This window comes from Desulfobacterales bacterium, from assembly GCA_030066985.1.
In the GTDB taxonomy this organism is placed as follows: domain Bacteria; phylum Desulfobacterota; class Desulfobacteria; order Desulfobacterales; family JAHEIW01; genus JAHEIW01.
This window is the reverse complement of sequence record JASJAN010000014.1, coordinates 42,316-66,715: the sequence shown is the minus strand read 5'-3', so window position 1 is coordinate 66,715 and position 24,400 is coordinate 42,316. Positions and strand designations below refer to the sequence as shown.

Genomic DNA, 24,400 nt, shown 5'->3' with positions numbered 1-24,400 from the left:
TATGAAAAAGTCCGCCGGAATTATTAGCGTTTTTCTTCTTATTATTCTGCTGGTCGGGTGCGCATCGATGGGTCGCAAATCCCCTGAGGCACTTGCCAAAGACTATACCGCCAAGGCACAGCAATTTGAAAAACAAGGGGATTTAGTTGAGGCCTTAAAGCAGTATAAGCTTGTGCTGACCGTCGACGCTGACAATCAACTGGCCCAGGAGAAAATTTCAGCCCTTGAACCCCAAATGCTCAAGCTGGCCGATAAACACTATAAAGAGGGATTGAAATATTATAACAGAGGTCAGTATGGACCAGCTCGCAAAGAATTTTTAACTGCCTTGCGCTATAATCCTGAGCACACCCGCGCCAAAACCAGACTGGCGGGTACCAGCAAAGATATGGCGCAGGTTAAACGATATATCGTGCACACCATTCAATCCGACGAGAGTCTCTCAACGCTGGCCGAAAAATATTATGGCGATTACCGTAAGTTTCACTTGATAGCAGATTACAATGAAATGGCGGATCCGACCCGTATTAGAGTTGGTCAAGATATCAAGATTCCGGTTATCGAAGGTATTCCCATAATGGCAGACCCGGGCGAAATTCAGGCAGAAGAGGGGGTGTCTGATGAAGAATTGCCCGGTGATATTATAACGGTCAAACGATATGTCCTTCATACCGTTCAGCCAGAGGAAAGCCTTTCCAAACTGGCCATGCAGTATTACGGGGATTACGGCCAATTTCCGGTGATTGCCCAATTTAATAATTTGGATGATGGCACCAGCGTAAGAGTTGGTCAGGAGTTAAAAATACCTGAGATCGAAGGTGTTCCCTTCCAGGTTGAAGGCAAGACGGTGGAAACTCATACGGCTAAGACCGCTAAAGTTGAGCCGGCAGCTGAAACTCCTGTGCCTGAACCGAAAGAAGAGCAAGTTAGCGTACCGGCAGTATCACCTGAGGATCAGCTGCTCAGCTATCGTGAGCTTGGTATCGAGCTGTATGAGAATAAAGAATATACCGCCGCCATTGCCGAATTTGATAAAGTGTTAAACGTCAACCCTGCCGATCAGACGGCTCGCAATTATATGTCCATGGCGTATCGCGAAAAAGGCCGCCAATCCTTTGAGAAAAAAGCTTACGCCAAAGCCGAGAAGGAGTTTGAGACCGCGTTGATTTACGACCAGAATTGTCCTGATTGTCAGACATACCTCAAGCAAATTCAAGAACAGAGCCGCGAGGGGCTGCGTCAAGACGCCATTGCATTATACGACAAGAAGAAATTCAAAGAGGCGATTGCCAAATTCGAAACAGTGGCCAAAAACAACCCGGACGACAAGAAAGTCCGCGAATACCTGTCAAAAGCACATTTTCAACAAGGTTTGCAGCAATTCGGCAAAGAGGATTATTTGACAGCCCGGAATGAATTCCAAACGGCGCTGCAATATGATCCTGACTGTGACCAGTGCCAGCAAAATATCCAAAAAAGTGAAGATACCTACAAGGAAGTTCATTATGAAAAAGGGCTGGCATACTTTGGGGATCAAAAATTAGCTGAAGCCATTCAGGAGTGGGAAGCGGTTTCCGCCATCGATCCTAACTACAAAGACGTCAACAAGAACCTTACCAAAGCCAAAACGCTTTACGAGCGACTGGAAAGCATCAAGCGCAGCAAAACACAGTAAGATACGCAATATTCAGAAGTCAGAGGTCAGAGGCCAGATGTCAGATGACGGAGATCAGAATAAATAAAACCTAATTATGCGTCCCAGTCATTTTTTTTGTCTTCTGTCCTCTGATACCTGAGACGGTATCTGCAATCTGACTGTTAAGCCAAAAACTGGAGTAAGGGCCACAAAAAACTACTTTTTGAAGACAGGTGCTCGCCGCTCCAAAAAGGCTGAAATGCCCTCTTTGGCCGCATCCGTACAAGCAATCTCACCAAAGCCTTTGTACCCAATTTCAAGGGCCTCATTGAAATTTTCAGCCGCAGCGCTCTCCTGAATCACCTTGACGGTCAACGATACCGCTTCTTTACTTAGCGTCTGTTTACCGGCTTTAGGCTCTGCGGGAATGTTGATGTCCGGGATGTCAACTTTGCCTTCCGGGATGGGGTTGACTTTATCCTGCAGGTCGTTGACAGTCTCCACCGCCGCTGAAATCAGTGACGGAACATCATCTACAATCTGGCTGACCATGTTAATCTCTGCGGCTTCTGCGGCCTTAAGTGGACGACCCAGGCAAATCATGTCATGAAACACCTCGGCGCCCTGCGGCCATTTACGATAGGGCACCACACAACCGCCAATACCCGGTAGAATCCCCAGTGTTATTTCAGGAAACTGAAAAGTGGCATTTTTAGTGGCCACAATATCATGACAGCGAATGGCCACCTCGAGACCACCGCCGAGAGCAAATCCGTTGACCGCGGCCACCACCGGCTTTTTCAATTGATCCATAAATACCTGCACATTGGCGCAATCACGGGCATATTGGGCTGAACGATCGGCATCGCCCAGCATTTCCGGAAATTTACCGATGTCAGCGCCGGCCGAAAAAGCAGCCGTTCCGTATCCAGTGATCACAAAACCTTTGACGGCCGGGTCGTCTTCAAATTCTTTTAGGACAGACAGGATTTCATCGGTCAATTCGTTGTTGAGGGCATTCATGGCCTGGGGACGACGGATGGTAATCACTTTGACCCCGTTAACATCATCGACCAGTACAAAGCGCTTAAAATCCTGATAGGCGGAATAGGCCTGCTGTGGCATCGGAAAACCCGGTCTATCCGACTGAAATTTTTCCATGATGCGCATGACCTCATTTTCCCCCAGATCCCGCATCAAATCCAACGGCCCCTGACGGAATCCCAGTGCCACCTGGCAGCCAAAATTCAGATCTTCCCTGGTTCCAATACCACGGTCGATAATATCAAAAGATTGGGAAAAAAGGATGCCCAGCAGGCGATCCCTGATGCTGGATTTCAGATTTTCGGGCACCTCCACCGGGGTGCCCGGGCGATGGGTGAGCCAGCGGTCCACTGAGGCCAAAATACCGGCCGGCAGGTAATGGGCGCCTTCTTCCATTTGCAGGCTGTTGGTCTCGATAATGATGGGATTGCCGTTGGCCAGGTTGAGCACGAAAAAGGGTCCGGCGAATACAAATTCTTCCGCCACTTTATCAATCTGGCTGGCCGTTGCGCTTTCCAACAAATAGGCGGATTCGTTGCACCAGTTGTCAAATATGCGGTCCAGGACGAAACAGATGGCATTATCGGTGATAATAGGGGCTTTGCCTGTTTTGGCAAAAAACCAGAACAGATAGTCCAGTGTTTCCTGACTGCCTTTTTCCCAAGCGATCACTTCAACCGGAAGACTGCGCCAGGCCGGAGCAAAAAAATGCGTAATGGATGTCCTTTCCGGTTTTTTCATATTCTGAAATATTCTGTCAGCCGGAATCGAGGAGGTGTTTGAGGTGATGATGGTGTCATCACTGACGATATTTTCCACGGTTCCAAATATTTTCTGTTTAAGCGGGATCGCCTCGGTGGCCGCTTCGATGACAAGCTGGCAGTTTTTGATCTGCTGGTAATCGGTTGTATAGACGATATTTTCACGAACGGCAGCTGCAAGCTCGGGCTTCATCTTTTTTTTCTCGATGGCTTTTTCTGTGTATCCCACAATCCTTTTTTCTGCCTGTTGAAGGGGTTTTTCAACCACATCCACTAAATACAGTTTGCAGTCCGGCATTGCACTTTTAAGATAATAGCCGATATCCGGGCCAATGGTTCCGGCACCGATCACCGCAATTTCGGTGGGTAACGGGCTGGCGGGTTCTATTAGTAAAGGGTTTAAGGCCGAGCGATAAAGATTTTTAGCAGCATCCATGGTGGACTTTCCTTTCTTATAATGGTTGAGCCCGTTACCGGTTGGCCCGTTGGCCGGTAAAAAATAGTATTAGGCAATTTCTGATTATTCGAGCTCAACCGGTTAACTTAAATGGTGATCTACTATTTTTAAGATAGCTTTCAAGATCAATATTTATTTTTTTTTTAAGTTTCTTAAAAAAATGAGCATTATAGGCACTTTAAGGATATTCGGAAAATCTGATAAATGCTCTGGATAAATAGCTTGACAGGTTTTTGTATACCGTATACAAAAGTGTGTCAAGCCACTAAATGTGCTCGTTTGCGAAAACATAGCGGCATCAATCATCACCCAAGCGTTTCACTTTTATTCCTGACCATAAGGTCTCAGTTACAGACGGGTTTTAGCGCTCTGCGAGATGATGCACATCCATTTTGCCATTTCATCCATATCCGCCAAACATATTTGTCAAAGACAAAGAAATTAAGTGCTGGGGGGACATATCATGAAAATATTGATTAGTGATAACCTCGGAGAAGCAGGCATTAAAATGTTTGAGTCCGAACCGGGATTTGAGGTGGATGTGAACACTGGTTTAGAACCGGACGCGCTCAAAGAGATCATCGGCGACTATGATGCGCTGGTGATTCGCAGTGCCACAAAGGTGACTGAAGATCTTCTCGGCGCTGCCAAGAATCTTAAAGTTATTGGGCGTGCCGGCATTGGTCTGGACAATGTGGATATCCCGGCCGCCACCAAACGGGGCACGCTGGTGATGAACACCCCGACAGGCAATGTGGTCACCACTGCCGAACATAGCATCGCCATGATGATGGCCTTAACCCGCAATATCCCCTGGGGGACCGCGACGCTCAAAGACGGAAAATGGGAAAAAAAGAAGCTTCAGGGGCGTGAAATATATCATAAAGTACTCGGGATCATCGGGTTTGGTAAAATTGGATCCATTGTGGCAGACCGTGCCCGGGGCTTAAAAATGAATGTGATCGTTCACGATCCGTATATCTCGGCCGAGCTGATTGAAAAAGCCGGTTTTGAGGCTGTCCCCCTTGAAGACTTATACGCGCGGTCCGACTATATTACGGTGCATGTGCCCAAACTCAAAGATACTGTCGGTTTACTTGATAAAAAAGCATTTGATCAAATGAAAGACGGAGTGATGATCATTAACTGCGCCCGCGGCGGCATTGTCTCTGAAGCCGATTTGAACGATGCCCTTAAAGAAGGCAAGGTGGCCGGCGCTGCGCTGGATGTATTTGAGACCGAGCCGCCGGGTGTTTGCCCGCTGTTTGAGATTGAGCGGGTTATTTGCACGCCGCACCTCGGGGCGTCGACCCTGGAAGCCCAGACCAATGTGGCCGTTATGGTGGCCGAACAAATCATCGCCTTTCTCAGGGATGGCACGGTGATCAATGCCGTCAATGTGCCGGCGGTCAGTGGTGATCTGCTCGAAAAATTAAATCCCTATTTAACCCTGGCGGATCGTATGGGCTGTTTGCAGGCCCAACTGTCCCAGGGTGCCATTAAAGAGGTGCTGATCGAATATGCCGGTGATTTTGAAGATCTGGACCTGTCACCGGTTACTACGGCGGTATTAAAGGGCTTAATGACACCCATGATCAAAGACGACGTTAATTTTGTGAATGCAAAACTGCTGGCCAAAGAGCGCGGTATTAAAGTTAAGGAATCCAAAATATCAGAATCTGAGGAGTATATTAACCTGATAACGGTCAGGGCCATATCGGATAAAGATGAGAACCTGGTGGCTGGGACGATTTTTGGCCGTAAAAATCCACGTGTTGTGCACATCAATAATTTCCGACTTGAACTGGAGCCGGTGGATCGGTTCATCTTAATCCACAATCATGATAAACCCGGTGCTATCGGCAGCATCGGGACCTTGCTGGGTGACCACAACATAAATATCAGCCGCATGCGGGTGGGTCAGGAAGCGGGCTCCGACAAAACCATGATTTTTTTGCGCACCGACACGCCCATCCCTGAGGATGTTATCGAAAAAATGAGAGCCTTGCCGCTGATGATCAGCGTGGCGGCGTTTGAGCTGTAGACGGGTGCCCTTCGACTCCGCTCAGGGTGATTCGTTTGCCGAACCACGAGTTGCGGGTTGCTGGAAACAATAGGTTTCAGGTGTCGGGTGTCAGGTTTCAGGCCTTCGGTGGCCTGTCTCGTGCCCTTGCTATTCAGGTGCAGTATCGGGCGCATGTTTTCACTTTTTTCAGATTTTATTCTGATGCTCCCTGACACCTGAACACTGACACCTGACACCTTGGATTTACTGGAAAGAAATCGGCAGCGTAGGGTTTAAAATGAAGACTAAATCGAGTTGAAGCGACATTAACTATTAAAGGAACCGAACAGTGAGCAAAAGAAAACTATTACTGGGTAATGAAGCCATAGCGCGCGGTCTGATTGAAAGCGGATGTGCCATTGCAACGTCATATCCTGGAACGCCGGCCTCGGAGATTCTGGCGGCGGTGGCCTTTTTTCAAAACCAGGAGTCGCTGTCCATGCATACGCAATGGGCTGTCAACGAAAAAATTGCCTTTGAAGTTGCGTATGCCGGCTGCCAAGCGGGTTTGCGAGCGGCAGTCAGTATGAAGCAGGTGGGTTTAAATGTTGCCTCCGACCCGTTGATGAGTGCCGCCTACCTGGGAACCAAGGGTGGATTCGTTCTCATCAGTGCCGATGATCCCGGACCCCATTCTTCACAAACCGAGCAGGACAGCCGGCTGATGGCCATGTTTGCCAAGATCCCGGTGCTGGACCCGGATTCTCCCCGCCAGGCCAAAGATATGATGGGGATGGCATATGCGCTGTCCGAAGCCCATAAGATTCCCGTAATGATTCGGCCAACAACCCGGGTGTGTCATTCCCGGCAGGATATCGCGCTGGGGAAAATTCCGAATATCAATTACGATGTTAAATTTGAAAAGAACCCGGCCCGTTGGGCGGCCACGCCCAAATTTCGCCTGCAACTGCACAAAGAACTCGAAGAGAAGCTGGCCGCGATTGCCAGATACCGGCCCACGGCCCCTAAAAAGCTGAACCGCACCGCCAAATCCAAGCGTGCAATTGTTGCATCCGGGGTGGCGGCAGCCCATACCAAGGATGTCTTAAAGGAACTGAAGATCTGGTCAAAGATTCCTTTTTATCAGGTGATTCAGCCGTTTCCTTTGCATACTAAATTTATTGATCAGATGATCGAAAAATACGAAGAGATCCTGGTCATCGAAGAGACCATGGGGGTCATCGAGATGCAACTGGCAGACCGCTATCGGATCAAAGGCAAGATGTCTGCCACGGTGCCCAAGGTCGGTGAGCTCAGTCCTGAAAAAATCGAGCAGATCGTCAGTGATTTTGTCGGGCTCAAATCCGAGGTCTTCTCGATTCAATCACCGCCCGGACGGCGACCGACCCTGTGCCCGGGGTGCCCGCATCGCGCCAGTTTCTTTGCCATTAAAAAAGCCGCTCCCCGGGGCATCTACACCAGTGATATCGGGTGCTATACCCTGGGGCTCAATATGGGGGCGGTGGATACGGTCCTTTGCATGGGGGCTGCCATCAGTCAGGCCGCCGGGTTTTACCATGCCTACAAGAATGAGAAAAAACGGCCGGATATCGTGGCCACCATCGGTGATTCGACCTTTTTCCACGCGGGGGTTCCGGCCCTAATTGATGCCGTCGTTCAGAAGGTGGGTTTTGTGCTGGTGATTTTAGACAACCGCACCACCGCCATGACCGGCAATCAACCCACGCCGGCCACCGGCCACGGGGCTTGCGGCGAGGAAACAGAGACCGTCGATATTCGCGCGCTGGTTGAGGGTTGCGGCGTTAAATACATCCGCGAGGCCAACCCGTACGAGCTTACAGATTTTATTGCGCTGCTAAAGGATGCCGTCAAATACAGCCGCGCCAAAGGCCCGGCGGTGGTGCTTTCAAAATATCCGTGCGTGCTTCATCGGGCGCGACAGGGCGGTTCCGGTGAGATCATTCCGGTGGAAGTCAGTGATGACTGCGACGGCTGTGGATATTGCATCAAGCATTTTGAATGCCCGGCCCTGATTTATCATGATGAAGATAAAGATGATAAGCATGTCACCATCGACCCGATTCTGTGCACCGAATGCGGTGTGTGCCTGAATGTCTGCCCCAAAGGCGCCTTTGTTCCTAAAAAGTAGGTTTGGCTACCTGCAGTTAGGGATAAAAGAAGGTTGTTTGACGATTGTAAATCTGGAAACAGTTACTCGTTATCTGTTATTTGTTTTTGGAAAGAAGTAATTGTCCTATCAAATATCTTTATCGATCAAAGAATAACCAATAATCATTAACTAATAACAACCGAAAGGTTTGAGATGAGCAAAGCCATCAAACAGCAAATCCTGATCAGCGGTGTTGGGGGGCAGGGGGTATTGTTTATAACCAGCCTGCTGGCCGAAGCTGCCATCAGTAAAGGACTTCCAGTGTTTACTTCTGAAACCCATGGGATGGCGCAGCGCGGCGGTACAGTGGTGTCGCATTTTAAGGTCGGTGATTTTTCAAGCCCTTTAATTCGGCCGTTTCAGGCAGACGGGTTGCTGGTTTTAAAAGACGAAAACATCGCCCAGCATGGTTCATTTTTAAAACCCGGCGGCTGGGCTGCGATCAACAGCAGCAATGATATGAAAATCAATAAAAAGATGGTCACCAGCACCGTGGATGCCGACCGGTTGGCTCAGGAAATCAAAAACCCTAAATCGCTCAATTTGATCGTGCTGGGTCTGGCATTGGCAATGGCCGGTAGGAAAAAACAAAATGGCATCAATCTGTTTTGCTCAATGGCAGACATCAAGAAGGTCTTGAAGAAAAGATTCGGTAGCCGCCAAAAAATACTGGATGCCTCGATTAAGGCGCTGGAAGCGGGGTATAAGGAGTTAAGAAAGTAAATTGGAGTGATGGAGTAATGGAGTGTTGGGAAAAGATATCATCCGATCGTACTTAAACATTACTCCAATACTCCGGTGCTCCAACACTCCAGTGCAATCTAAAAACCAGCTACATGTTGCAGGACGTTTGAACTTTAAAGCTTGCCCAGTACTTCCCTCGAAATAATTATCTTCTCAACCTCTTTTGTGCCTTCATAAATCTCCAACACCTTGGCGGCACGGTAAAAACGCTCGATATCATAGTCGTTAAAATAGCCGTAGCCGCCATGCAATTGCAGAGATTCGTCGACCACTTCAACGGCAACATGGCAGGCGTACATTTTGGCGATGGCGGTCAGCTTGGTGTCCGGTTTACCTTGATCGAGCAGCCAGGCGGATTTGTAGACCATGTTGCGGGCGGTTTCGACCTTGGTGGCCATGTCGGCAATTTTAAACTGAGTGGCTTGAAATGCCCCTAACGGGCGACCAAACTGCTGCCGGCCCTTGACGTGTTTGACTGCCATGTCCAGGGCTCCCTGGGCCAGCCCGACACCGTGGGCGGCCACATAGGCGCGGGAATGATCGAAGAATTTCATCAGCTGGATAAAACCGTTGCCTTCAGCACCGATCAGGTTTTCCTGGGGAACGCGGCAGTTGTTAAAATAAACCGCAGCTGTATCCGATGCCCGCAAACCCATTTTACCGTGCATGGGTTCGGCTTTATAACCTTTGCGATTGGTTTCCACCATAATAATGCTGTGCCGACCGGTTTTGGATTGCGCATCCGGATCGGTCAGACAGTAAGTCAGCATATGAGTCCCCACGGTCCCGTTGCCAATCATTACTTTGCTGCCGTTGATGATATAGTCATCACCGTCTTTGACAGCCGATGTGGTGGCTGCAGCGGTGTCACTGCCGGCATCGGGCTCGGTGATGGCAAAACCCAAAATACCGTCTGCTTTGAAAAGAGGGGGCAGGTATTTCTTTTTTTGCTCTTCGGTTCCAAAGAGCAGCAGCTCCTCGGCGCCGAAAGATATCGAGCACAACTGCTGGGCAATACCCGGATCCACCTTCCAGAATTCTTCGAGCACCAGCGCCTGTTCGAAAAACCCGAGGCCGGGACCACCGTATTCTTCGGGAATGAAAAGACCGATCAGGTCCAATTCGCGGGCTTTTTTTAGAATTTCAGCTGGAATGGTTTCATTGATGTCATGCTCAAGGGCAACGGCTGGAAACTCACCTTTCGCAAATTCCCGGGCCGCTTTTTGAATATACTGTTGTTCTCTGGTCAGATCAAAATCCATTTGTCTTCCTTTCTAATATCGGTACTATATTTTATCCAGTCAGGTTATACAATTTGGTTATCAACCCCAAACTGGAATGATGGAAAATTCGAGTAATGGGATATGAAATTCAGAGGCTCAAAAGAATCCCAACCATCCACTATTCCAATCTTCCAGTATTCCTGCCAGTATTGGTGCCTACGTCTAAAGCCGACATAAAATGTTGTTGCAATCCTGTTGGTTTCAAAGTGGGATGTTACCATGCCGCTTGTTCAGCCGGGGCCGCTCTTTGTTGCGCAACATTCTGAGGGCTTTAATCAGCTGGGGACGTGTTTCCTTGGGTTTGATAACACTGTCCACCAGCATATTGGAAGCCGCATGATAAGGGTTTGAATATTTGTAATCATATTCATCTATGCGCTGCTGCCGGAGGGCCTTTGGATCTTCAGCGGCCTGGATTTCCTTGCGAAAGATTAAATTGACGGCTGCGGTGGTATCCAGGACCACCAGTTGCGCGATGGGCCAGGCCAGCATGAGATCAACGCCCATGCCCACGCAGCACATTCCCATTACCGCGCCACCGTATTCTTTGCGCAAGGCCAGGGTGATTTTGGGTACAGTGGCTTCCGAGTAAGCGTAAAGCATTTTGGCGCCGTGTCGAATAATGCCGGCATGCTCCTGGGTCACACCCGGAAAATATCCGGGAACATCAACGAAATTGATCAAGGGAATATTGAAGGCATCGCAGAAGCGGATGAAGCGCGCGGCTTTGTCGGAGGCGTCCACATCCAGACAACCGGCTTTAAAGCGCGGCTGATTGGCGACGACGCCAACCGTATGACCATCCATGCGGGCAAAGCCGACGATGATATTGAGCGCGTAGCGGCGCAGGACTTCGAAAAAAGAGCCTTGATCCACCACCCGCTCGATGACCTGGTGCATGTCGTATGATTTTTTAAAGTCGGCCGGGACGATTTCTTTGAGTTTTTTATCGATGCGTTCCGGATCGTCGTCGGTTTTTACGACGGGCGGGTCTTCGCTGTTATTGGACGGCAGGTAGCTCAGCACTTTTTTGATGAAAGCGATGCATTCCTCATCGCTTTCAGCCACAAAGTGAGCCGTACCGGTAATTTCGCTATGCACCTTGGCTCCGCCGAGCTCCTCCAGGCTGATGTCTTCACCGGTGACGGATTTTATGATTCCCGGGCCGGTGATCACCATATGGCTTCTGCCTTTGACCATGACGATAAAATCTGTTAACGCCGGCGAGTATACCGCTACCCCTGCAGATGAGCCCATCATGCCGGTGATCTGGGGGATAAGGCCTGAAGCGGCGGTATTGCGGTAAAACATGCCGGCAACCCCTTTGGATGCAAAAAAGCCCTCGTGCAGGCGGCCGCCACCGGAATCGTTCAATGCCACCAGGGGCGCTTTGACTTTGATAGCCTCGTCCATGATGCGACAGATTTTTTGACCGTGAATGGTGCCCACTGATCCGCCCAGCACCGTCACATCCTGGGCATAGGCAAACACCAAACGGCCGTCGATGTTGCCATAACCGGTCACGACACCATCACCGGGTACCTTTTTTTCCTGCATACCAAAATCGATGGATTGGCTTTCAGCCAGTTTGTTGACCTCCATAAAGCTGCCCGGATCAAAGAGCAGGTCCAGACGCTCTCTGGCCGTTAATTTGCCGCGATCATGTTGGCGCTCGATGGATTTTTTGCCACCACCCATTTCAGCCTGTTGCTCTAAAGTCGCCAACCGCTCCAATTCACTTTGGTGTGTTTTGGCTTTCGTCATGGCTGCTGTTCCCTTTTATTGTGTTTGTGTATGTCGACCGGGATGTGATTGATCTTTGTATACTGTATACCAGATCAAGGTGTCAATTATTTCCTTTTGCAAAGAAAACCATCATGAGAGCAGGCAACACTCCCGCATCCGTTGAAAATCGCTGGTTCAAAATGGGTTGATTGTCGGTCAAGCATTCACTATAACCAGTGAGTCTTGCATCGATTTTTGTGATCGATATAGGTATTATCAGAGATTGGAGGTCATCTTTGATCCCTAAGATTCTATTAAAGGAGCAAAAAAAACAAATTTGTGTGCTGGCATTGAATCGGCCGGAAAAGAAAAACTCTCTGTCTCTTGAATTGGTAGAGCAGCTTGGCGCCACCCTGCAGGAAATGGCCGAAGATGACAGTGTGCGTGCGGTTATTTTACGCGGGGCAGGGGATAAGGCATTTTGTTCTGGATTTGATATCGGCGCGCTGCCAACGCAGGCCAAAGGAAATGCAGATCAGCGTCTGGCATCATTGGATCGGGTGGAATCACTGCTGCAATATTTGATTAATTTTCCATACCCGACCATTGCCATGCTCAATGGCTTTGCATTTGGTCTGGGATGCGAACTGGCGGTGTGCTGCGATATTCGCATCGGAGCCGAAGATATTCGCATGGGGATGCCGCCTGCTAAACTGGGCTTGGTATATCCCTGGCACGGTTTGCAGCGATTTATCCAGCGTGTCGGCCTGCAAAGCACCAAAGAAATTTTTTTTACCGGTCGCACTTACAGCGGCAGCCACCTCAAAACACTCGGGCTTGTTGATTATCTGGTTCCGCGGGATCAACTAGAAGCATTCACCTTTGATATGGCCCGGGAAATTGCGGATAATGCACCGCTGGCATTAAAAGGCATCAAAAGGGTCATCAATATATTATTGCAAACCAGCCGTTTGGATGAGGCGTCAGCGGCAGAAGCGCAAGCAATTTTTAAAACTGCTTTGACAAGCCAAGACCTGCAGGAAGGGCAGGTGGCCTTTTTGGAGAAACGCAAGCCGCACTTCAAAGGCAAATAGCAAGCGGTTGGCCCGTTGAGTCCGCCGCCGGCGGATTAAGCCCGTAATAAAAGAAGAGATCTGATTTTGTAACCGGCAAACGGGCTAACGGGTAACGGGCACAACCTATTAATATTTTATGTAACCCATTTGCGTTTTTCGGTTCTAAAATCAAAAAATTATGGGTTTGCGGGCCGAAGGTCCCCGTGAAACGGGGTCTAGCCTGTTGAGCCGGTTTAGCCTGGCAAAGAGGAAACGTTCTGTTTGTTTTAACGGGCAAACTGGACAACCGGTAACGGGCTCAACCAATGTGAAGGAGGTAATGAAGTATGGAGCCAATAAAGTACACCGCAGAAGATCTGTTCGAGTGGGTAACCACAGAAGGTGAAGAATTTTTGCTGCTGGATGTTCGCGTCACGGAACAGTTTGACAACTTTAAGGTCGAAGGGCCTTATCTTGGCGAGATGGTCAATGTTCCTTATGTGGAATTTGTCGAACATGAAGAAGAAAGTGTGGCCCAAGTGCCCCGGGTTGACAAAATCCGGATTGTGTGTGCCAAGGAAGGATCCGCCAAATTTGTCGGTGAAATCCTGATGAATCACGGATTTAAAGATGTCGGCTTTCTGGAAGGCGGCATCAAAAACTGGGGCAATATGCTGGCACCCAAATTAGTGGCTGCTGATGATAGGTACCAGCTTTTTCAGTTCATTCGCCCGGGCAAAGCCTCCTGCAGTTACGGTCTTATCTCCGGGGATGAAATGGTTTTGTTCGACCCCACGCGAAATATCGATTTTTATAATAGCTTTGCCGAACAACACGGCGCTACGATCACCAAAACCTTTGAAACCCATCTACAGGCCGATTACATATCCGGCAGCAAACAGATTGCCTCTGACAGCGGGGCGATTATTTTCGGGCATGAAAACGATTTTAAAGGTGCAGCTTTTCCGTACGAGAAGATCGAAGATGAGGCGATTTATCCCTTCTCAAAAGGCGGTCCTGAAATCAGGGCCCTGCATATGCCTGGCCACACCCCGGGAAGCACATCATATTTAATTGATAATAAGTATCTGATATCAGGCGATACGGTCTTCATCTTATCCATAGGGCGGCCCGACCTGGGGGGTAAAGCCGAAGAATGGTCAAAGCTCTTGTACAATACCCTTAAGACTAAAATCGAAAATTTGGATGATGAGGTCGTCATTTTACCCGGCCACTATATGGACTGGCGTGAAGCCAACCCAAATCAGATATTTTCAGATACCCTGGGCAATATAAAATTCAAAAATGCGGATATATACGGTATCTCCAGCGAAGATGCCTTTATCGGCTTTATTGAAAATAATATGCGAACCCAACCGGAGGTGTATGCTGAGATACGCAAAGTCAACGCCGGAATATTGGAGGTGGATGCCGAGCAACAGGAAATAATGGATCTGGGAAAAAATGAATGTGCCGCCAGTGCAATGAAGGCGACTTGATTACAGGTCAGCGTTACATCACTTCTCGGAAGAGGGCTGTTTAAAATAGAGCGAGTTTAAACAGCCCTCTTGTTTTTGGGGAACTCAACTCAAAAAGCAAATTGAAAGTTTCTAAAGTAAAAATTTAATATTTGAAATTTAAACAATTAATATAATGTTAAATAATTTTATTTTATTATTTTGGCAATATGCTCATTTAAGATTAATTTAATTGCGAATGCAGCGAAAGAAGGCTAAAGTAAAACCTATAATTTTCCGATACAGTTTTCGAGTCCCGTACTGATCAATGGTGGCGTATTTATTGGGTTGCAAAGGATATATGCTGGTATGAAAATATCGGAAACTGATTTTGAAAAATACAATGTCGTCATTCCCAAATTGTTTCAGCTGGTATTAAATCTGTCCGAAGAAAAACAAACGGCTCTGCTGAAATATGCTGAAGACTTGCTCACTGTCGAACGGCGGGCTTATATCCGAAAATCGTGCTCAATCACAGTTAGCTACGCAACTTATGATCGCTATTATACTGACACCATCAAAAACATCAGCCAAAGAGGTGTCTTTATCGAAACCCACCGTCCTTTATTTGTGGGCGAAGAAATCGCAATGTCGTTTTCGATAGCCGGGTTTGACAAGCCGCTTAAAGTGAAGGGCGAAATTGTTCAGGTCAATCGAAGCGGCATCGGGGTTGAATTCAAAGATATAAGCCCTTATATCGAAGAGATGCTGGCCACCCTGATTGACCGTATGAAAGAGGAGCCCTGCGAATAAGATCCTCGTCTAGGACGATATTTTATTCCCTACCATTCACGCATTAATGCTGTCATACCTGGCGCAGATCAATCGTCATAAAACAGACACAAAACGGTAAGTGTTCGAATTCTTTTATTTCTCCCTCAACAAAGCCCATTTTTTTATACCATTGCTTTAATTCTGTTTGCTGGTTGATGATACCGATGCTGATCTTTTCTATATTTAGTTTCCTGGCCTCTTGAAAAACATGTTCCACCAGTTGCTGGCCGTTTCCTTTATGTCTCTCAGAGGGTAAGACCGCCAGGCGTTCCAGGTAGCAAAGACCATGGCCAGCCATTTCGATGGCAGCACATCCCACTGATTTGTGCTCTTTTTCCAGAATGAAATAGCGCACGCCCCTGGAAAAGTCATTTTCAACCCACCCGTCAGTGCAGTTTGAAGGATGTTTGGGGCAGTTTGTCGCTGTCAGCTCGAATCGGTCGGCCACGTCGCGATACGCGTGTCGGATCAGACTGGATAATTCGGACGCATCGCTGGTCTGAGCTTCCCTGATAATCGGATACATTTTTACGTTAATGCTCCCTGAAAGCATCCAATGTAACGCTGATTTGATCCAGATGATCTTCCAGGTGCCGAAGATAGTCGGTCATCAGGTCAAAAAGCGTAACGCTGGTTTTTGGATCAACCTGCCAAACATGTGAAAGGGCGGCAGGGTCAACTAAGCGCATAAGATAGGCCAGTTGTTTGTTAAAATAACGCCACAGCTCCAACAATTGCGTCCAGGGTCGGTCCTGGTAGCCTTGGATTTTAACCCAATGGATGTTGTCCTGTCCGTAGTCGGGAAATATTAGCCGCTCGGTTAACTGCAGACGCACAAACCGCTGGTGATTGTTGGAAGCCGAATCAATCAGATGGCCAATGATTTCTTTGGTAGACCAGGCCTTTGCTGAAGGGCGAAACCTTAGCGCTTCTTCGGGGACATCACACCAGCGTTGAACCGCTGAATCCACGGCCTGCCCGATTTTACTGGCAACTTCATCCAAATTATCCATTTTCTGATTCATCTTTCCGATATCCTTCATTTTTGAGCCCGATCCGTGTCATAGATGCTGATCCAGCCGCGCTGGTTTTCGTAAATCACCTCAAACCATTTGACTTTAAACGTGCCGATAGCAAAAACATCTGTGCTCAGAATGGTAAAAACGCTTCCTTCGGGTATGCGGGTAAGGTGTTGATTGGGACCGCACGCTGGCTGAGGACAGAGCCGGGCTTCAATTCCCGGAGTCACAATGGTCACTGTATCACCCACATTGGTGTCGTCGGCACGGACATTCTTAAGCCAACCAGAACATAAAACGACAAGGATCAATACTGCTTGCGCAAAAATGAAAACAATGCGAACCGACATTCGGTTGGCTGTAAGTGTTCGCGTATCCATCATATTATTTCTCATGGGTTGGTATAAAATTTTTTTTTGCCAAAAGCTCAGCTCAGTGCAGTGCGCGACCGCACCCTAAATAGCGCTTTTGGTTTAGCATTACGCTTACCTGTGCTGCAAACGTTTCGCCGCTCATTGAATCCATGCACGGCTGGCCTTCGATAACAACTGTCAGGTTTTTCCCATCAGAATGGGTCTGGTATGTGGTCTTGCGTTTCTGTTGATCGATCATTGGTTGGGGTGCGGGGAATTCATCACGAGAGCTTCCATAGTCCGCGACAAAAAGGATGGACTCTTGATTTCGAATTTCCAGATACCAGCCGGGCTCATTGCCCACCGCTCGAAAAGAAACGCCGTTGAGCTTGGCATGTTCCCAGATCGCCTTGGCCCTATTATTTTTACAATTTCGATAAGTTGTATTGTTATTTTTAAGTAGCGCCGTATCGTTTTTGATCCAGAAGGTGGTCAACTTATCACTGAATTTCTCACCAGAAGCAGCGGGCACTTGAGGCAAGCTAAGGGTTGTTTGCGGTAAAAACAGCCAAGCTGTTTGATCCTCGATTCTGGCAACAAATGAGAAGGCAGGCTTGCACTCAAACACAAAGGTTTTTGGGTTTTTCGCGTCCGTTCTGGTTGGCTGCGCCTCATCGGTTTTTTGAGGAGGTGCCGCACTGAGGCAGCCCGATAAAAACAACACGATAATAGCGCTTATCTGTTTGTTGAACGAAATAGCGGGCATCGTTTTACCTTATCAAAAACAATTTAATTGCCAGAGCAGCACCCAGCCAACATCCGGAGATGACCACCGCCGGCATAGCGATTTTTGCCCACTGAGGCGGCAACCAGCGCCGCTGCAAAATCAAACCAACCGAGATGATATGCAAGGGTATGGGCAGGCTCAGGCTGAGTCCAACCAGCGTGTGCCACATTTTTCCCTGTGATTGCGGCCAAAACGAAGAAGCTATGGTGTTGTCCGCGGCACCGTAAATGGCCTTGGTCAACAAAAAAAAACCCACAACAATGGCGGCGTTGGCGATACATCTGAAAATCATTTTTTGCATATCGGGTTTTATTTAGGCTTTTCAGTGTCTCAAATCAACCCTTTGTGGGCCAGAAAATTTTATTGCGGCACAAAACACTTCTTGACATTTGTACTTTGTATACCGTATACAAAAACCTGTTGAATCCACACCTTAGGTCTCCGGAGACACCGGGACCATCGGCCTCACAAACACTGACCCCAACTTTGCTAATGGAGAGGACCATGGCTTCTTTCAATGACCTTACCGTGTTATCCCTTGAGCAGGCAACCGTTTTGCCTTATTTAACATATCGTTTGGCACAAGATGGGATGAATGTTATTCGATTGGAACACCCGGTATACGGTGATCCGAATCGGTTCATCGGCGAAAACGTTCTCAATGAAGAACGTATGAATGCCTATTTTTTGTGCATCAATGCCGGCAAAAAGGCGCTGACGTTAAATCTTGCTGAAGACGAGGGCCAAAAAATTTTTCATTCGTTGATCAAAGAACTCCAGGTGGACATTTTTGCCACCAATCAGCTGCCGAAAAACTACCATAAATTGGGTATTGATTATGACAGTCTTAAAGCATTGAAGCCGGATATCATCTGGCTGGGTGTGACCGGTTTTGGACCCGACAGCAATGAAGCGGCTTACGACCCCATATTGCAGGCACGCTCAGGTTTGATGGAACTGACCGGTGAGGCCGAAGGCGACCCCCAGGTTGTGGGTATACCCTTGCCGGACATGGGCACCAGTGAGCACGCTTATGGCTTGCTTATGAAAGCGCTTTACCAACGCCAAGTGACAGGTGAGGGCAGCTGCATCAACATGGCTATGTTTGAATCTTCTGTCTCATGGCTGACGGTACCCATTACCCTGACCGGCAGTTTTGACAAAAATATATCCAGACGGGGTAACACCCACGAATTTTTTGCGCCCGTATCTGTGTATCAGACTCAAAATGGTTTTGTCTATGTCGCCGTCGGCAACGATCGGCAGTGGAAAACCATCGTGTCTCAAGAAATGTTTAAAGCCCTGGATAAGCCGGAATATGAAAAAAATGCCGGCCGCATTAAGGATGTCAAACAACTCAATCAGGCCATAAACGAAATTACGCGCAAGCATACCTCTGAAGAATTGATTGAGCTATTTACCAGCCTTACGGTTCCGATCAGCAAAATAAAAACGGTTGCTGAAGTCATCCAAGATCCCCTGGTTGAAAAACGACTATTAAAAGCCCAGGACCCGGTTAGCGGTAAGCAGATAACACTGGCGCCACCGCCGAATATGACTGCATTTCTCGAAAATTCCGACCGTAAACTGTCGTTTCCGCCGCGATTTGGGGAGCAAAACAGCGCCATATACGGCCAAAAACTGGGCTATTCAGACGACGATCTTGTGCGTCTGAAAGAAAAGGGGATCATCTGATTTAAGAATCAAGGATTTGGCAAACAAGCAACACAAGATCCAAAAATATTAAGGTACGAAAGATGAAGAAAAGGGCAGAATTAAATAACCTTGATCTCGGGCCGCTACAGGCATTTCAGGAGCGCAAATCATTGGGTGAGCATGTTTTTGAAAGCCTGAAGCAAGCAATTGTCAGAGGCAAAATGTCGTCAGGCGAGTGGCTGGTGGAAAGCCATATCGCCGAAACGCTGGGTATCAGCCGCACCCCGGTGCGGGAAGCATTTCACAAGCTCGAGCGCGAAGGGTTCATTGAACGGCAGCCTCGGGGCGGGTTTACGGTCCTGGGTTTAAATCGTGAAGATATCGAGGAGACCTTTGGCATCCGCAGCGTACTCGAAGGTTATGCCGCTCATCTGGCAGCGATCAAGCATGAAGCTGAAGAATTGGAGATGCTGGAACAAAAAATTGCAGAATTTCAAAAAGCCCTGGACTGCAAGAAAATGAATCTGCTGCCGGCCATCAATACCGAATTTCACGATATGCTGTATGGGCTGAGCAAAAGCCCCAAGTTGATCAATATGATTAATGGGCTGCGAGACCAGATATACCGCTACCGGGAGATGATTCTGAAAGAAAGCAAATTCGCATCGACCAGTAATTTGGACCATAAAAAAATGCTGACCTTTATTCGCAAACGTGATGCGGAGGGTGCGGAGCGTTTGGTCAGAGAGCATATACTCAGAGGACAGGAAATGGTGTTGCAGGCCTATGACCGGCAACGATTGGATTAATGCGTGCCCCTTCGATTGGCGCGCACGGGAAACTTTTTTAAAGGGCAATGGATATGACCGCAAAAAAAACAAAGGTACTCATCGGAAAGCCTGGATTGGACGGACATGATCGTGGGGCCAAGGTGACGGCTTTGGCACTAAGAGATGCCGGCATGGAGGTTATTTATACTGGGCTGCATCAGACAGTTGAACAGATTGTCAGAGCAGCCGTGCAGGAAGCGGTTGATGTGGTTGGGTTGAGTATTATGTCCGGCGCGCACCTGCCGATCTGTCAGAAACTTCTGGAGTTGATGAAAGCAGAAGGAATTCAGGATATTCCGGTCGTTGTCGGCGGTGTCATTCCCAAACAGGATATACCCAAATTGAACGACTTGGGTATTGCCGGTGTTTTTCCGGGAGGAACACCTTTTGATCAGATCGTGGGTGGCATAAATCAAGTCATTAAATAAATTTAAAATGCCTAAAATGATCTAAAATGTCTAAAGTTAAAATATGGATCTTATCTGATTATATGTCCTTAAATTCAAGTATCACCAATTTTATATAAGACTTTGATTCCGTTTTTTATTTTAGGCATTTTAGACAATTTAAATTTTAGGCATTTTCTAAGGGAGTTGTTATGGGCGTTGCGAAATACATCAAAAACGAAAAAGATGCGATTAAAGAAGTCGTCTATCAGTCTGGCATTAAAGTAAAACCGGTTTACACCCCAAAAGATCTTGAAGACGTTGGATTTAATTATGACAACGATCTGGGGGATCCCGGTGAATATCCGTTTACCCGTAATTTGCACCCTCAGGGTTACCGGTCCCGGGCGTGGACGACCCGACAATACACCGGTTTTGGTACACCGCAGGAAACCAATGAGCGCTTCAAGCTGATGATCTCCCATGGTCAGACCGGTTTAAACGTTGCCTTTGATTTGCCCACCCAGATGGGATACGACTCGGACGATCCCAAGGCCCTGGGTGAGGTCGGTCGTGTTGGAATGGCCATTGATTCGCTGCGCGATTTTGAAATTGCTTTTGACGGCATACCGCTGGATCGTATCGGTTCAGGGTTGACCATCAATGCCGTGGCTTCCATTATGCTGGCCATGTATCAGGCCACCGCCGAAAAATTCGGCTACCCCAAAGAAAAAATTAGCGCCACACCTCAAAACGATATCCTCAAAGAAATGATCGGCCGGGGCGCCTGGATATTTCCTGTGGAGCAGGCCGTGCGTTTGGTGGGAGACAGCATCGAGTATTCGGTCAAGGAACTGCCGCGCTGTAATCCAGTCAGTATCTGTGGCTATCATATCCGTGAATCGGGTGCCAATCCAGCCCAGGAAATTGCCTGTGCATTTGAAATTGCCAAAGCGTATATTGAAAATGTGCAGTCCCGCGGTCTGGCTGTTGAGGATTTTGTGGGGCGGTTTTCATTTAACCTGAACGTGTTCGGCAATCTATGGGAGCAAATTGCCAAATTTCGGGCTGCCCGCAAGCTCTGGGCCAAGATGCTCAAAGAAGAATACAATGTGCAGGAAAAGAAAAAACTGTTTCTCAGAGGTCTTTTCGGCGGCGGCGGCAGCGGCCTGACCAAAGAGCAACCGGAAAATAATATCATGCGCGGTGCCTTTTACGCCCTGGGTGCTGCGCTCAGTGGTGCCCAGACCACCGCCCTGTGCTCCTTTGATGAGGCCTATACGATACCCACACCCCGGGCAGCTTTACTTTCGCTGAGGACCCTTGAAATTCTGATGGACGAAGTGGGTTTGCGCGATACCGTCGATCCGTTGGCAGGCTCTTATTTTATTGAAACTTTGACCAAACAGATGGAAGAAAAAATTTTAGATGAGATGCAGCAAATACAGGAGGTCGGCGGGATGGTGCACGCGGTGGCCACCGGTTTTATCCAGCGAAAAGTGGCCCAGCAGGCCTACGAGTATGAGAGCGGTATTCAAAAGGGAGAATACATTAAAGTCGGCGTCAACAAATATGCAGAAGGCAGTGAGGATCAAACCGATGTGGATCTGCACGAATACAGTGAGCAGTGGGCCGACACCCAGGTTGCCAGCCTCAAGGAGCTTCGCCGCACCCGAGATAACCGGGAAGTTCAGCGTTTGCTCAAGGAACTGGAAACGGCGGCGCGCAACGGTAAAAATGTGATGCCGTTGCTGGTTGCCTGCTGCCGGGCCTATGCCACCGTCGGAGAGATGGCCGGCGTGTTTCGTGACGTTTTTGGAGAATGGCAGGAACCATCTATATTTTAAAGGAGAAGTTGAGTGGGAAACGGCGCCTATCGACTAGGATGTGACATTGGCGGCACTTTTACTGATTTTGTGTTGGTCGATGATAAAAGCGGTGAGTTTCAGATCAATAAATGCCTGACAACACCTGCAGATCCATCTGATGCAGTGGAAGCGGGTATCCGGGGTTTACTGGAGCGTGTACCGGGATTTATGCCCCATGTTGATGAGATTATCCACGGTACCACCCTGGTAATTAATGCCATCATTGAGCGCAAAGGTGCTAAAACAGCCCTGTTGACCACCCAGGGATTCCGGGACATTTTAGAGCTCGGCCGCGAAATTCGATATGACGCCTATGATATATTTGCCGAATATCCGGAGCCGCTGGTGCCGCGCCCCTACCGCCGGGAGGTTTCCGAGCGCATTACAGCTGACGGCCGCGTTCTGGTAAAGCTCGATCCTGAAGAAGTCAGCGATCTCGTTTCTGAGCTGTGTGATGCCGGCATCGAATCGCTGGCGGTCTGTTTGATTAATTCTTATGAGAATCCGACCCACGAGATTCAGATCAAAGAAATTGTGACCCAAAAAGCGCCTGAATTATCGCTGTCAACTTCTTGCGAGGTGTTGCCGCAGATCCGGGAATATGAGCGAACATGTACCACTGCCACCAATGCCTATGTCAAGCCCATTACAGCAAACTATCTGGCCAAGTTGTCTGCACGATTAGAAGCGCTCGGCTTTAAAGGCAAATTGTTTATCATGCTATCCAGCGGCGGCATTACCTCGGTGGAAACCGCTCGCAAATATCCGGTTAGAATCATAGAATCCGGGCCGACAGCCGCGGTAATTGCCTCGCAGCATTACGGCAAAATGTTTCAGATCAAGGACATGTTTTGTTTTGATATGGGCGGCACCACCGCCAAATCCTGTCTGATTCAAAAAGGACAGGCAGGACTGGTGTCGACATTTGAGGTCGGTCGCGTTCAGCGGTTTAAAAAAGGCAGCGGTTTGCCCATTCAGGTACCGGTGGTAGATTTGATGGAAATCGGCGCCGGCGGCGGCAGCATTGCCCACATGAGCAAAATGGGCCTGCTGCAAGTAGGACCGGAAAGTGCCGGTGCTGATCCCGGACCGGCCTGTTATGCCCGCGGCGGTCAAAACCCAACGGTGACCGATGCCGACCTGGTGCTGGGATATCTGGATCCGAACTATTTTCTGGGTGGTAGCATGCTGCTGGATAAAGCCTTGGCCGAAAAGGCCATCGAAGAAAAAGTGGCCAAACCCCTTGAAACCGGGGTAACCGCAGCTGCGTTTGGTATTCATGACCTGATCAACGAAACCATGGCAGCAGCCGCCAAAACCCATATTGCCGAAAAGGGCGGTAATCCGAATATCGTTACGATTTCGGCTTTCGGCGGCGCCGGACCGGTGCACGCCTATGGTCTGGCAAAAAAGATCGGTGCGCCCCGCATACTGGTGCCACCTCTGGCCGGCGTTGGCTCCGCGCTTGGGTTTTTTACGGCCCCGGTAGCCTTTGATTTGACCCGCAGCCACCGTGAGACCCTCGAGGACGCCGATTTTGAACAAATTGAGCGGTTGTTTAAAAAACTGGAGACCGAAGGTGCCGCCATTCTTGAGCAGGCCGGCAAGAATCAAAAAATTACCTTTGAACGTACCTTGATGATGCGATTCGTAGGGCAGGGTGCTGAAACTGACCTGCACATCGATGCCCGACCTTTTGATCAATGGAATAAAAGCCAGATTCGAGAGCGATTTGATGATGTTTATCAAAAATTATACGGGCGCACATATCCGGACACACCGGTTGAATTTGTAACCTTTAAAGTCCGCGCCAGTTTGCCGGAACGACCCTTTCGGATTCCGGCCTTGCAGCATACGGCGACATCAATTAACGATTGCATCAAAGGCGAACGCAGAGCTTTTTCTTTAACCCAAAAAGAATACATTCCCTTTACGGTTTTTGATCGTTTTAAGCTATTTCCGGGTGCGGCATTCAACGGGCCGGCGATTATCGAAGAAAAGGAATCAACGATTATTGTCGGAGAAGACGCCAAAGCCTCTGTTGATGAACACGGTTTTGTGTGGATCGATTTGGTCGCAGAAGACAGATACCAGAGGTCAGATGTCAGAGGACAGAGGTTGGAAGAAAATAGTTCCAAAACTAAAATGAACTACAATACATTAAAGTTTTAAACGAATAAATTGAACGTAAATTATTGTTATATATACTATAAATATTTTAGGTTGCTTTCAGCTGCAGGCTGATTGGGTTTCCTGGCTTTCATCTGGAAAGCCAGGAAAAATAGAATATCCAGAAAATCCTGTAGATC

The 24,400-nt window shown here is 48.4% G+C and carries 20 protein-coding genes; 12 read left to right on the top strand and 8 right to left on the bottom strand.

The genetic code is table 11. From position 1 onward, the window contains the following. The first annotated feature begins 1 nt into the window (after position 1). Positions 2-1,675 carry a tetratricopeptide repeat protein gene (locus QNJ26_08645; protein ID MDJ0985598.1) on the top strand — a complete coding sequence of 558 codons (1,674 nt, stop codon included), beginning with the start codon at positions 2-4 and terminating at the stop codon, positions 1,673-1,675. A 177-nt stretch (positions 1,676-1,852) separates the two neighbouring features. On the opposite strand, the gene QNJ26_08640 is transcribed toward QNJ26_08645, so the two are convergent. Beyond that, positions 1,853-3,877 (bottom strand): 3-hydroxyacyl-CoA dehydrogenase/enoyl-CoA hydratase family protein, encoded by a 2,025-nt coding sequence (locus QNJ26_08640; GenBank protein ID MDJ0985597.1) that lies wholly within the window; start codon positions 3,875-3,877, stop codon positions 1,853-1,855. A gap of 484 nt (positions 3,878-4,361) precedes the next feature. Between QNJ26_08640 and serA the strand changes: the two genes are divergently transcribed. The 3 genes from serA to QNJ26_08625 all read left to right on the top strand — a co-directional run bounded on the left by serA (position 4,362) and on the right by QNJ26_08625 (position 8,817). Continuing rightward, on the top strand, positions 4,362-5,942 hold the full coding sequence (gene serA / locus QNJ26_08635; protein ID MDJ0985596.1) for a phosphoglycerate dehydrogenase: 1,581 nt from the start codon (positions 4,362-4,364) through the stop codon (positions 5,940-5,942). Positions 5,943-6,252: 310 nt separating this feature from the next. Continuing rightward, positions 6,253-8,073 (top strand): thiamine pyrophosphate-dependent enzyme, encoded by a 1,821-nt coding sequence (locus QNJ26_08630; protein ID MDJ0985595.1) that lies wholly within the window; start codon positions 6,253-6,255, stop codon positions 8,071-8,073. Between the two features lie 174 nt (positions 8,074-8,247). Then, complete coding sequence (locus QNJ26_08625; GenBank protein ID MDJ0985594.1) at positions 8,248-8,817, top strand: 2-oxoacid:acceptor oxidoreductase family protein; 570 nt, start codon at positions 8,248-8,250, stop codon at positions 8,815-8,817. Between the two features lie 134 nt (positions 8,818-8,951). Here the strand turns inward: QNJ26_08625 and QNJ26_08620 are convergent, their stop codons facing one another. Further along, positions 8,952-10,100: an acyl-CoA dehydrogenase family protein gene (locus tag QNJ26_08620; GenBank protein ID MDJ0985593.1), complete on the bottom strand. Its 1,149-nt coding sequence runs from the start codon at positions 10,098-10,100 to the stop codon at positions 8,952-8,954. 222 nt (positions 10,101-10,322) lie between these two features. After that, a complete protein-coding gene (locus QNJ26_08615) occupies positions 10,323-11,885 on the bottom strand; it encodes an acyl-CoA carboxylase subunit beta (protein ID MDJ0985592.1) in 1,563 nt (520 codons plus the stop codon). Between the two features lie 257 nt (positions 11,886-12,142). Here QNJ26_08615 and QNJ26_08610 point away from each other — a divergent pair, with 257 nt between their 5' ends. From QNJ26_08610 to QNJ26_08600, 3 genes are all read left to right on the top strand, one after another. Next, entirely contained in the window at positions 12,143-12,940 is a 798-nt protein-coding gene (locus QNJ26_08610; protein MDJ0985591.1) for an enoyl-CoA hydratase-related protein, read from the top strand. Between the two features lie 308 nt (positions 12,941-13,248). Beyond that, the gene (locus QNJ26_08605) at positions 13,249-14,400 is read left to right on the top strand and encodes an MBL fold metallo-hydrolase (GenBank protein MDJ0985590.1); all 1,152 of its coding nucleotides are present in this window, start codon (positions 13,249-13,251) and stop codon (positions 14,398-14,400) included. 327 nt (positions 14,401-14,727) lie between these two features. Beyond that, positions 14,728-15,171 (top strand): PilZ domain-containing protein, encoded by a 444-nt coding sequence (locus tag QNJ26_08600; protein ID MDJ0985589.1) that lies wholly within the window; start codon positions 14,728-14,730, stop codon positions 15,169-15,171. 52 nt (positions 15,172-15,223) lie between these two features. Here QNJ26_08600 and QNJ26_08595 read toward each other — a convergent pair whose 3' ends face one another. From QNJ26_08595 to QNJ26_08575, 5 genes are read right to left on the bottom strand one after another with little or no spacing between them, the layout of a single operon-like run. Then, complete coding sequence (locus QNJ26_08595) at positions 15,224-15,718, bottom strand: GNAT family N-acetyltransferase (protein ID MDJ0985588.1); 495 nt, start codon at positions 15,716-15,718, stop codon at positions 15,224-15,226. Between the two features lie 7 nt (positions 15,719-15,725). Next, positions 15,726-16,217 (bottom strand): DinB family protein, encoded by a 492-nt coding sequence (locus QNJ26_08590; protein MDJ0985587.1) that lies wholly within the window; start codon positions 16,215-16,217, stop codon positions 15,726-15,728. A gap of 14 nt (positions 16,218-16,231) precedes the next feature. Further along, a complete protein-coding gene (locus QNJ26_08585) occupies positions 16,232-16,594 on the bottom strand; it encodes a hypothetical protein (protein ID MDJ0985586.1) in 363 nt (120 codons plus the stop codon). A 49-nt stretch (positions 16,595-16,643) separates the two neighbouring features. Beyond that, positions 16,644-17,330 carry an MliC family protein gene (locus tag QNJ26_08580; protein ID MDJ0985585.1) on the bottom strand — a complete coding sequence of 229 codons (687 nt, stop codon included), beginning with the start codon at positions 17,328-17,330 and terminating at the stop codon, positions 16,644-16,646. Between the two features lie 4 nt (positions 17,331-17,334). Further along, complete coding sequence (locus QNJ26_08575) at positions 17,335-17,652, bottom strand: hypothetical protein (GenBank protein ID MDJ0985584.1); 318 nt, start codon at positions 17,650-17,652, stop codon at positions 17,335-17,337. Positions 17,653-17,855: 203 nt separating this feature from the next. On the opposite strand from QNJ26_08575, the gene QNJ26_08570 reads away from it, so the two are divergent. The 5 genes from QNJ26_08570 (at position 17,856) to QNJ26_08550 (ending at position 24,263) form a co-directional block, all read left to right on the top strand. Continuing rightward, entirely contained in the window at positions 17,856-19,046 is a 1,191-nt protein-coding gene (locus QNJ26_08570) for a CoA transferase (GenBank protein MDJ0985583.1), read from the top strand. Positions 19,047-19,108: 62 nt separating this feature from the next. Then, complete coding sequence (locus QNJ26_08565; protein ID MDJ0985582.1) at positions 19,109-19,816, top strand: GntR family transcriptional regulator; 708 nt, start codon at positions 19,109-19,111, stop codon at positions 19,814-19,816. A gap of 53 nt (positions 19,817-19,869) precedes the next feature. After that, on the top strand, positions 19,870-20,265 hold the full coding sequence (locus tag QNJ26_08560) for a cobalamin B12-binding domain-containing protein (GenBank protein ID MDJ0985581.1): 396 nt from the start codon (positions 19,870-19,872) through the stop codon (positions 20,263-20,265). Between the two features lie 170 nt (positions 20,266-20,435). Next, positions 20,436-22,070 (top strand): methylmalonyl-CoA mutase family protein, encoded by a 1,635-nt coding sequence (locus QNJ26_08555; protein ID MDJ0985580.1) that lies wholly within the window; start codon positions 20,436-20,438, stop codon positions 22,068-22,070. A 12-nt stretch (positions 22,071-22,082) separates the two neighbouring features. Continuing rightward, complete coding sequence (locus tag QNJ26_08550) at positions 22,083-24,263, top strand: hydantoinase/oxoprolinase family protein (GenBank protein ID MDJ0985579.1); 2,181 nt, start codon at positions 22,083-22,085, stop codon at positions 24,261-24,263. Positions 24,264-24,400: the final 137 nt, after the last annotated feature.

What these genes read in the sequence shown, in the direction of transcription:
- QNJ26_08645 (MDJ0985598.1), top strand. Translation starts at nt 2, where the DNA reads ATGAAAAAGTCCGCCGGAATTATTAGCGTTTTTCTTCTTATTATTCTG.
- QNJ26_08640 (MDJ0985597.1), bottom strand. Translation starts at nt 3,877, where the DNA reads ATGGATGCTGCTAAAAATCTTTATCGCTCGGCCTTAAACCCTTTACTA.
- serA (MDJ0985596.1), top strand. Translation starts at nt 4,362, where the DNA reads ATGAAAATATTGATTAGTGATAACCTCGGAGAAGCAGGCATTAAAATG.
- QNJ26_08625 (MDJ0985594.1), top strand. Translation starts at nt 8,248, where the DNA reads ATGAGCAAAGCCATCAAACAGCAAATCCTGATCAGCGGTGTTGGGGGG.
- QNJ26_08620 (MDJ0985593.1), bottom strand. Translation starts at nt 10,100, where the DNA reads ATGGATTTTGATCTGACCAGAGAACAACAGTATATTCAAAAAGCGGCC.
- QNJ26_08615 (MDJ0985592.1), bottom strand. Translation starts at nt 11,885, where the DNA reads ATGACGAAAGCCAAAACACACCAAAGTGAATTGGAGCGGTTGGCGACT.
- QNJ26_08605 (MDJ0985590.1), top strand. Translation starts at nt 13,249, where the DNA reads ATGGAGCCAATAAAGTACACCGCAGAAGATCTGTTCGAGTGGGTAACC.
- QNJ26_08600 (MDJ0985589.1), top strand. Translation starts at nt 14,728, where the DNA reads ATGAAAATATCGGAAACTGATTTTGAAAAATACAATGTCGTCATTCCC.
- QNJ26_08595 (MDJ0985588.1), bottom strand. Translation starts at nt 15,718, where the DNA reads ATGTATCCGATTATCAGGGAAGCTCAGACCAGCGATGCGTCCGAATTA.
- QNJ26_08590 (MDJ0985587.1), bottom strand. Translation starts at nt 16,217, where the DNA reads ATGAATCAGAAAATGGATAATTTGGATGAAGTTGCCAGTAAAATCGGG.
- QNJ26_08585 (MDJ0985586.1), bottom strand. Translation starts at nt 16,594, where the DNA reads ATGATGGATACGCGAACACTTACAGCCAACCGAATGTCGGTTCGCATT.
- QNJ26_08580 (MDJ0985585.1), bottom strand. Translation starts at nt 17,330, where the DNA reads ATGCCCGCTATTTCGTTCAACAAACAGATAAGCGCTATTATCGTGTTG.
- QNJ26_08575 (MDJ0985584.1), bottom strand. Translation starts at nt 17,652, where the DNA reads ATGCAAAAAATGATTTTCAGATGTATCGCCAACGCCGCCATTGTTGTG.
- QNJ26_08570 (MDJ0985583.1), top strand. Translation starts at nt 17,856, where the DNA reads ATGGCTTCTTTCAATGACCTTACCGTGTTATCCCTTGAGCAGGCAACC.
- QNJ26_08565 (MDJ0985582.1), top strand. Translation starts at nt 19,109, where the DNA reads ATGAAGAAAAGGGCAGAATTAAATAACCTTGATCTCGGGCCGCTACAG.
- QNJ26_08560 (MDJ0985581.1), top strand. Translation starts at nt 19,870, where the DNA reads ATGACCGCAAAAAAAACAAAGGTACTCATCGGAAAGCCTGGATTGGAC.
- QNJ26_08555 (MDJ0985580.1), top strand. Translation starts at nt 20,436, where the DNA reads ATGGGCGTTGCGAAATACATCAAAAACGAAAAAGATGCGATTAAAGAA.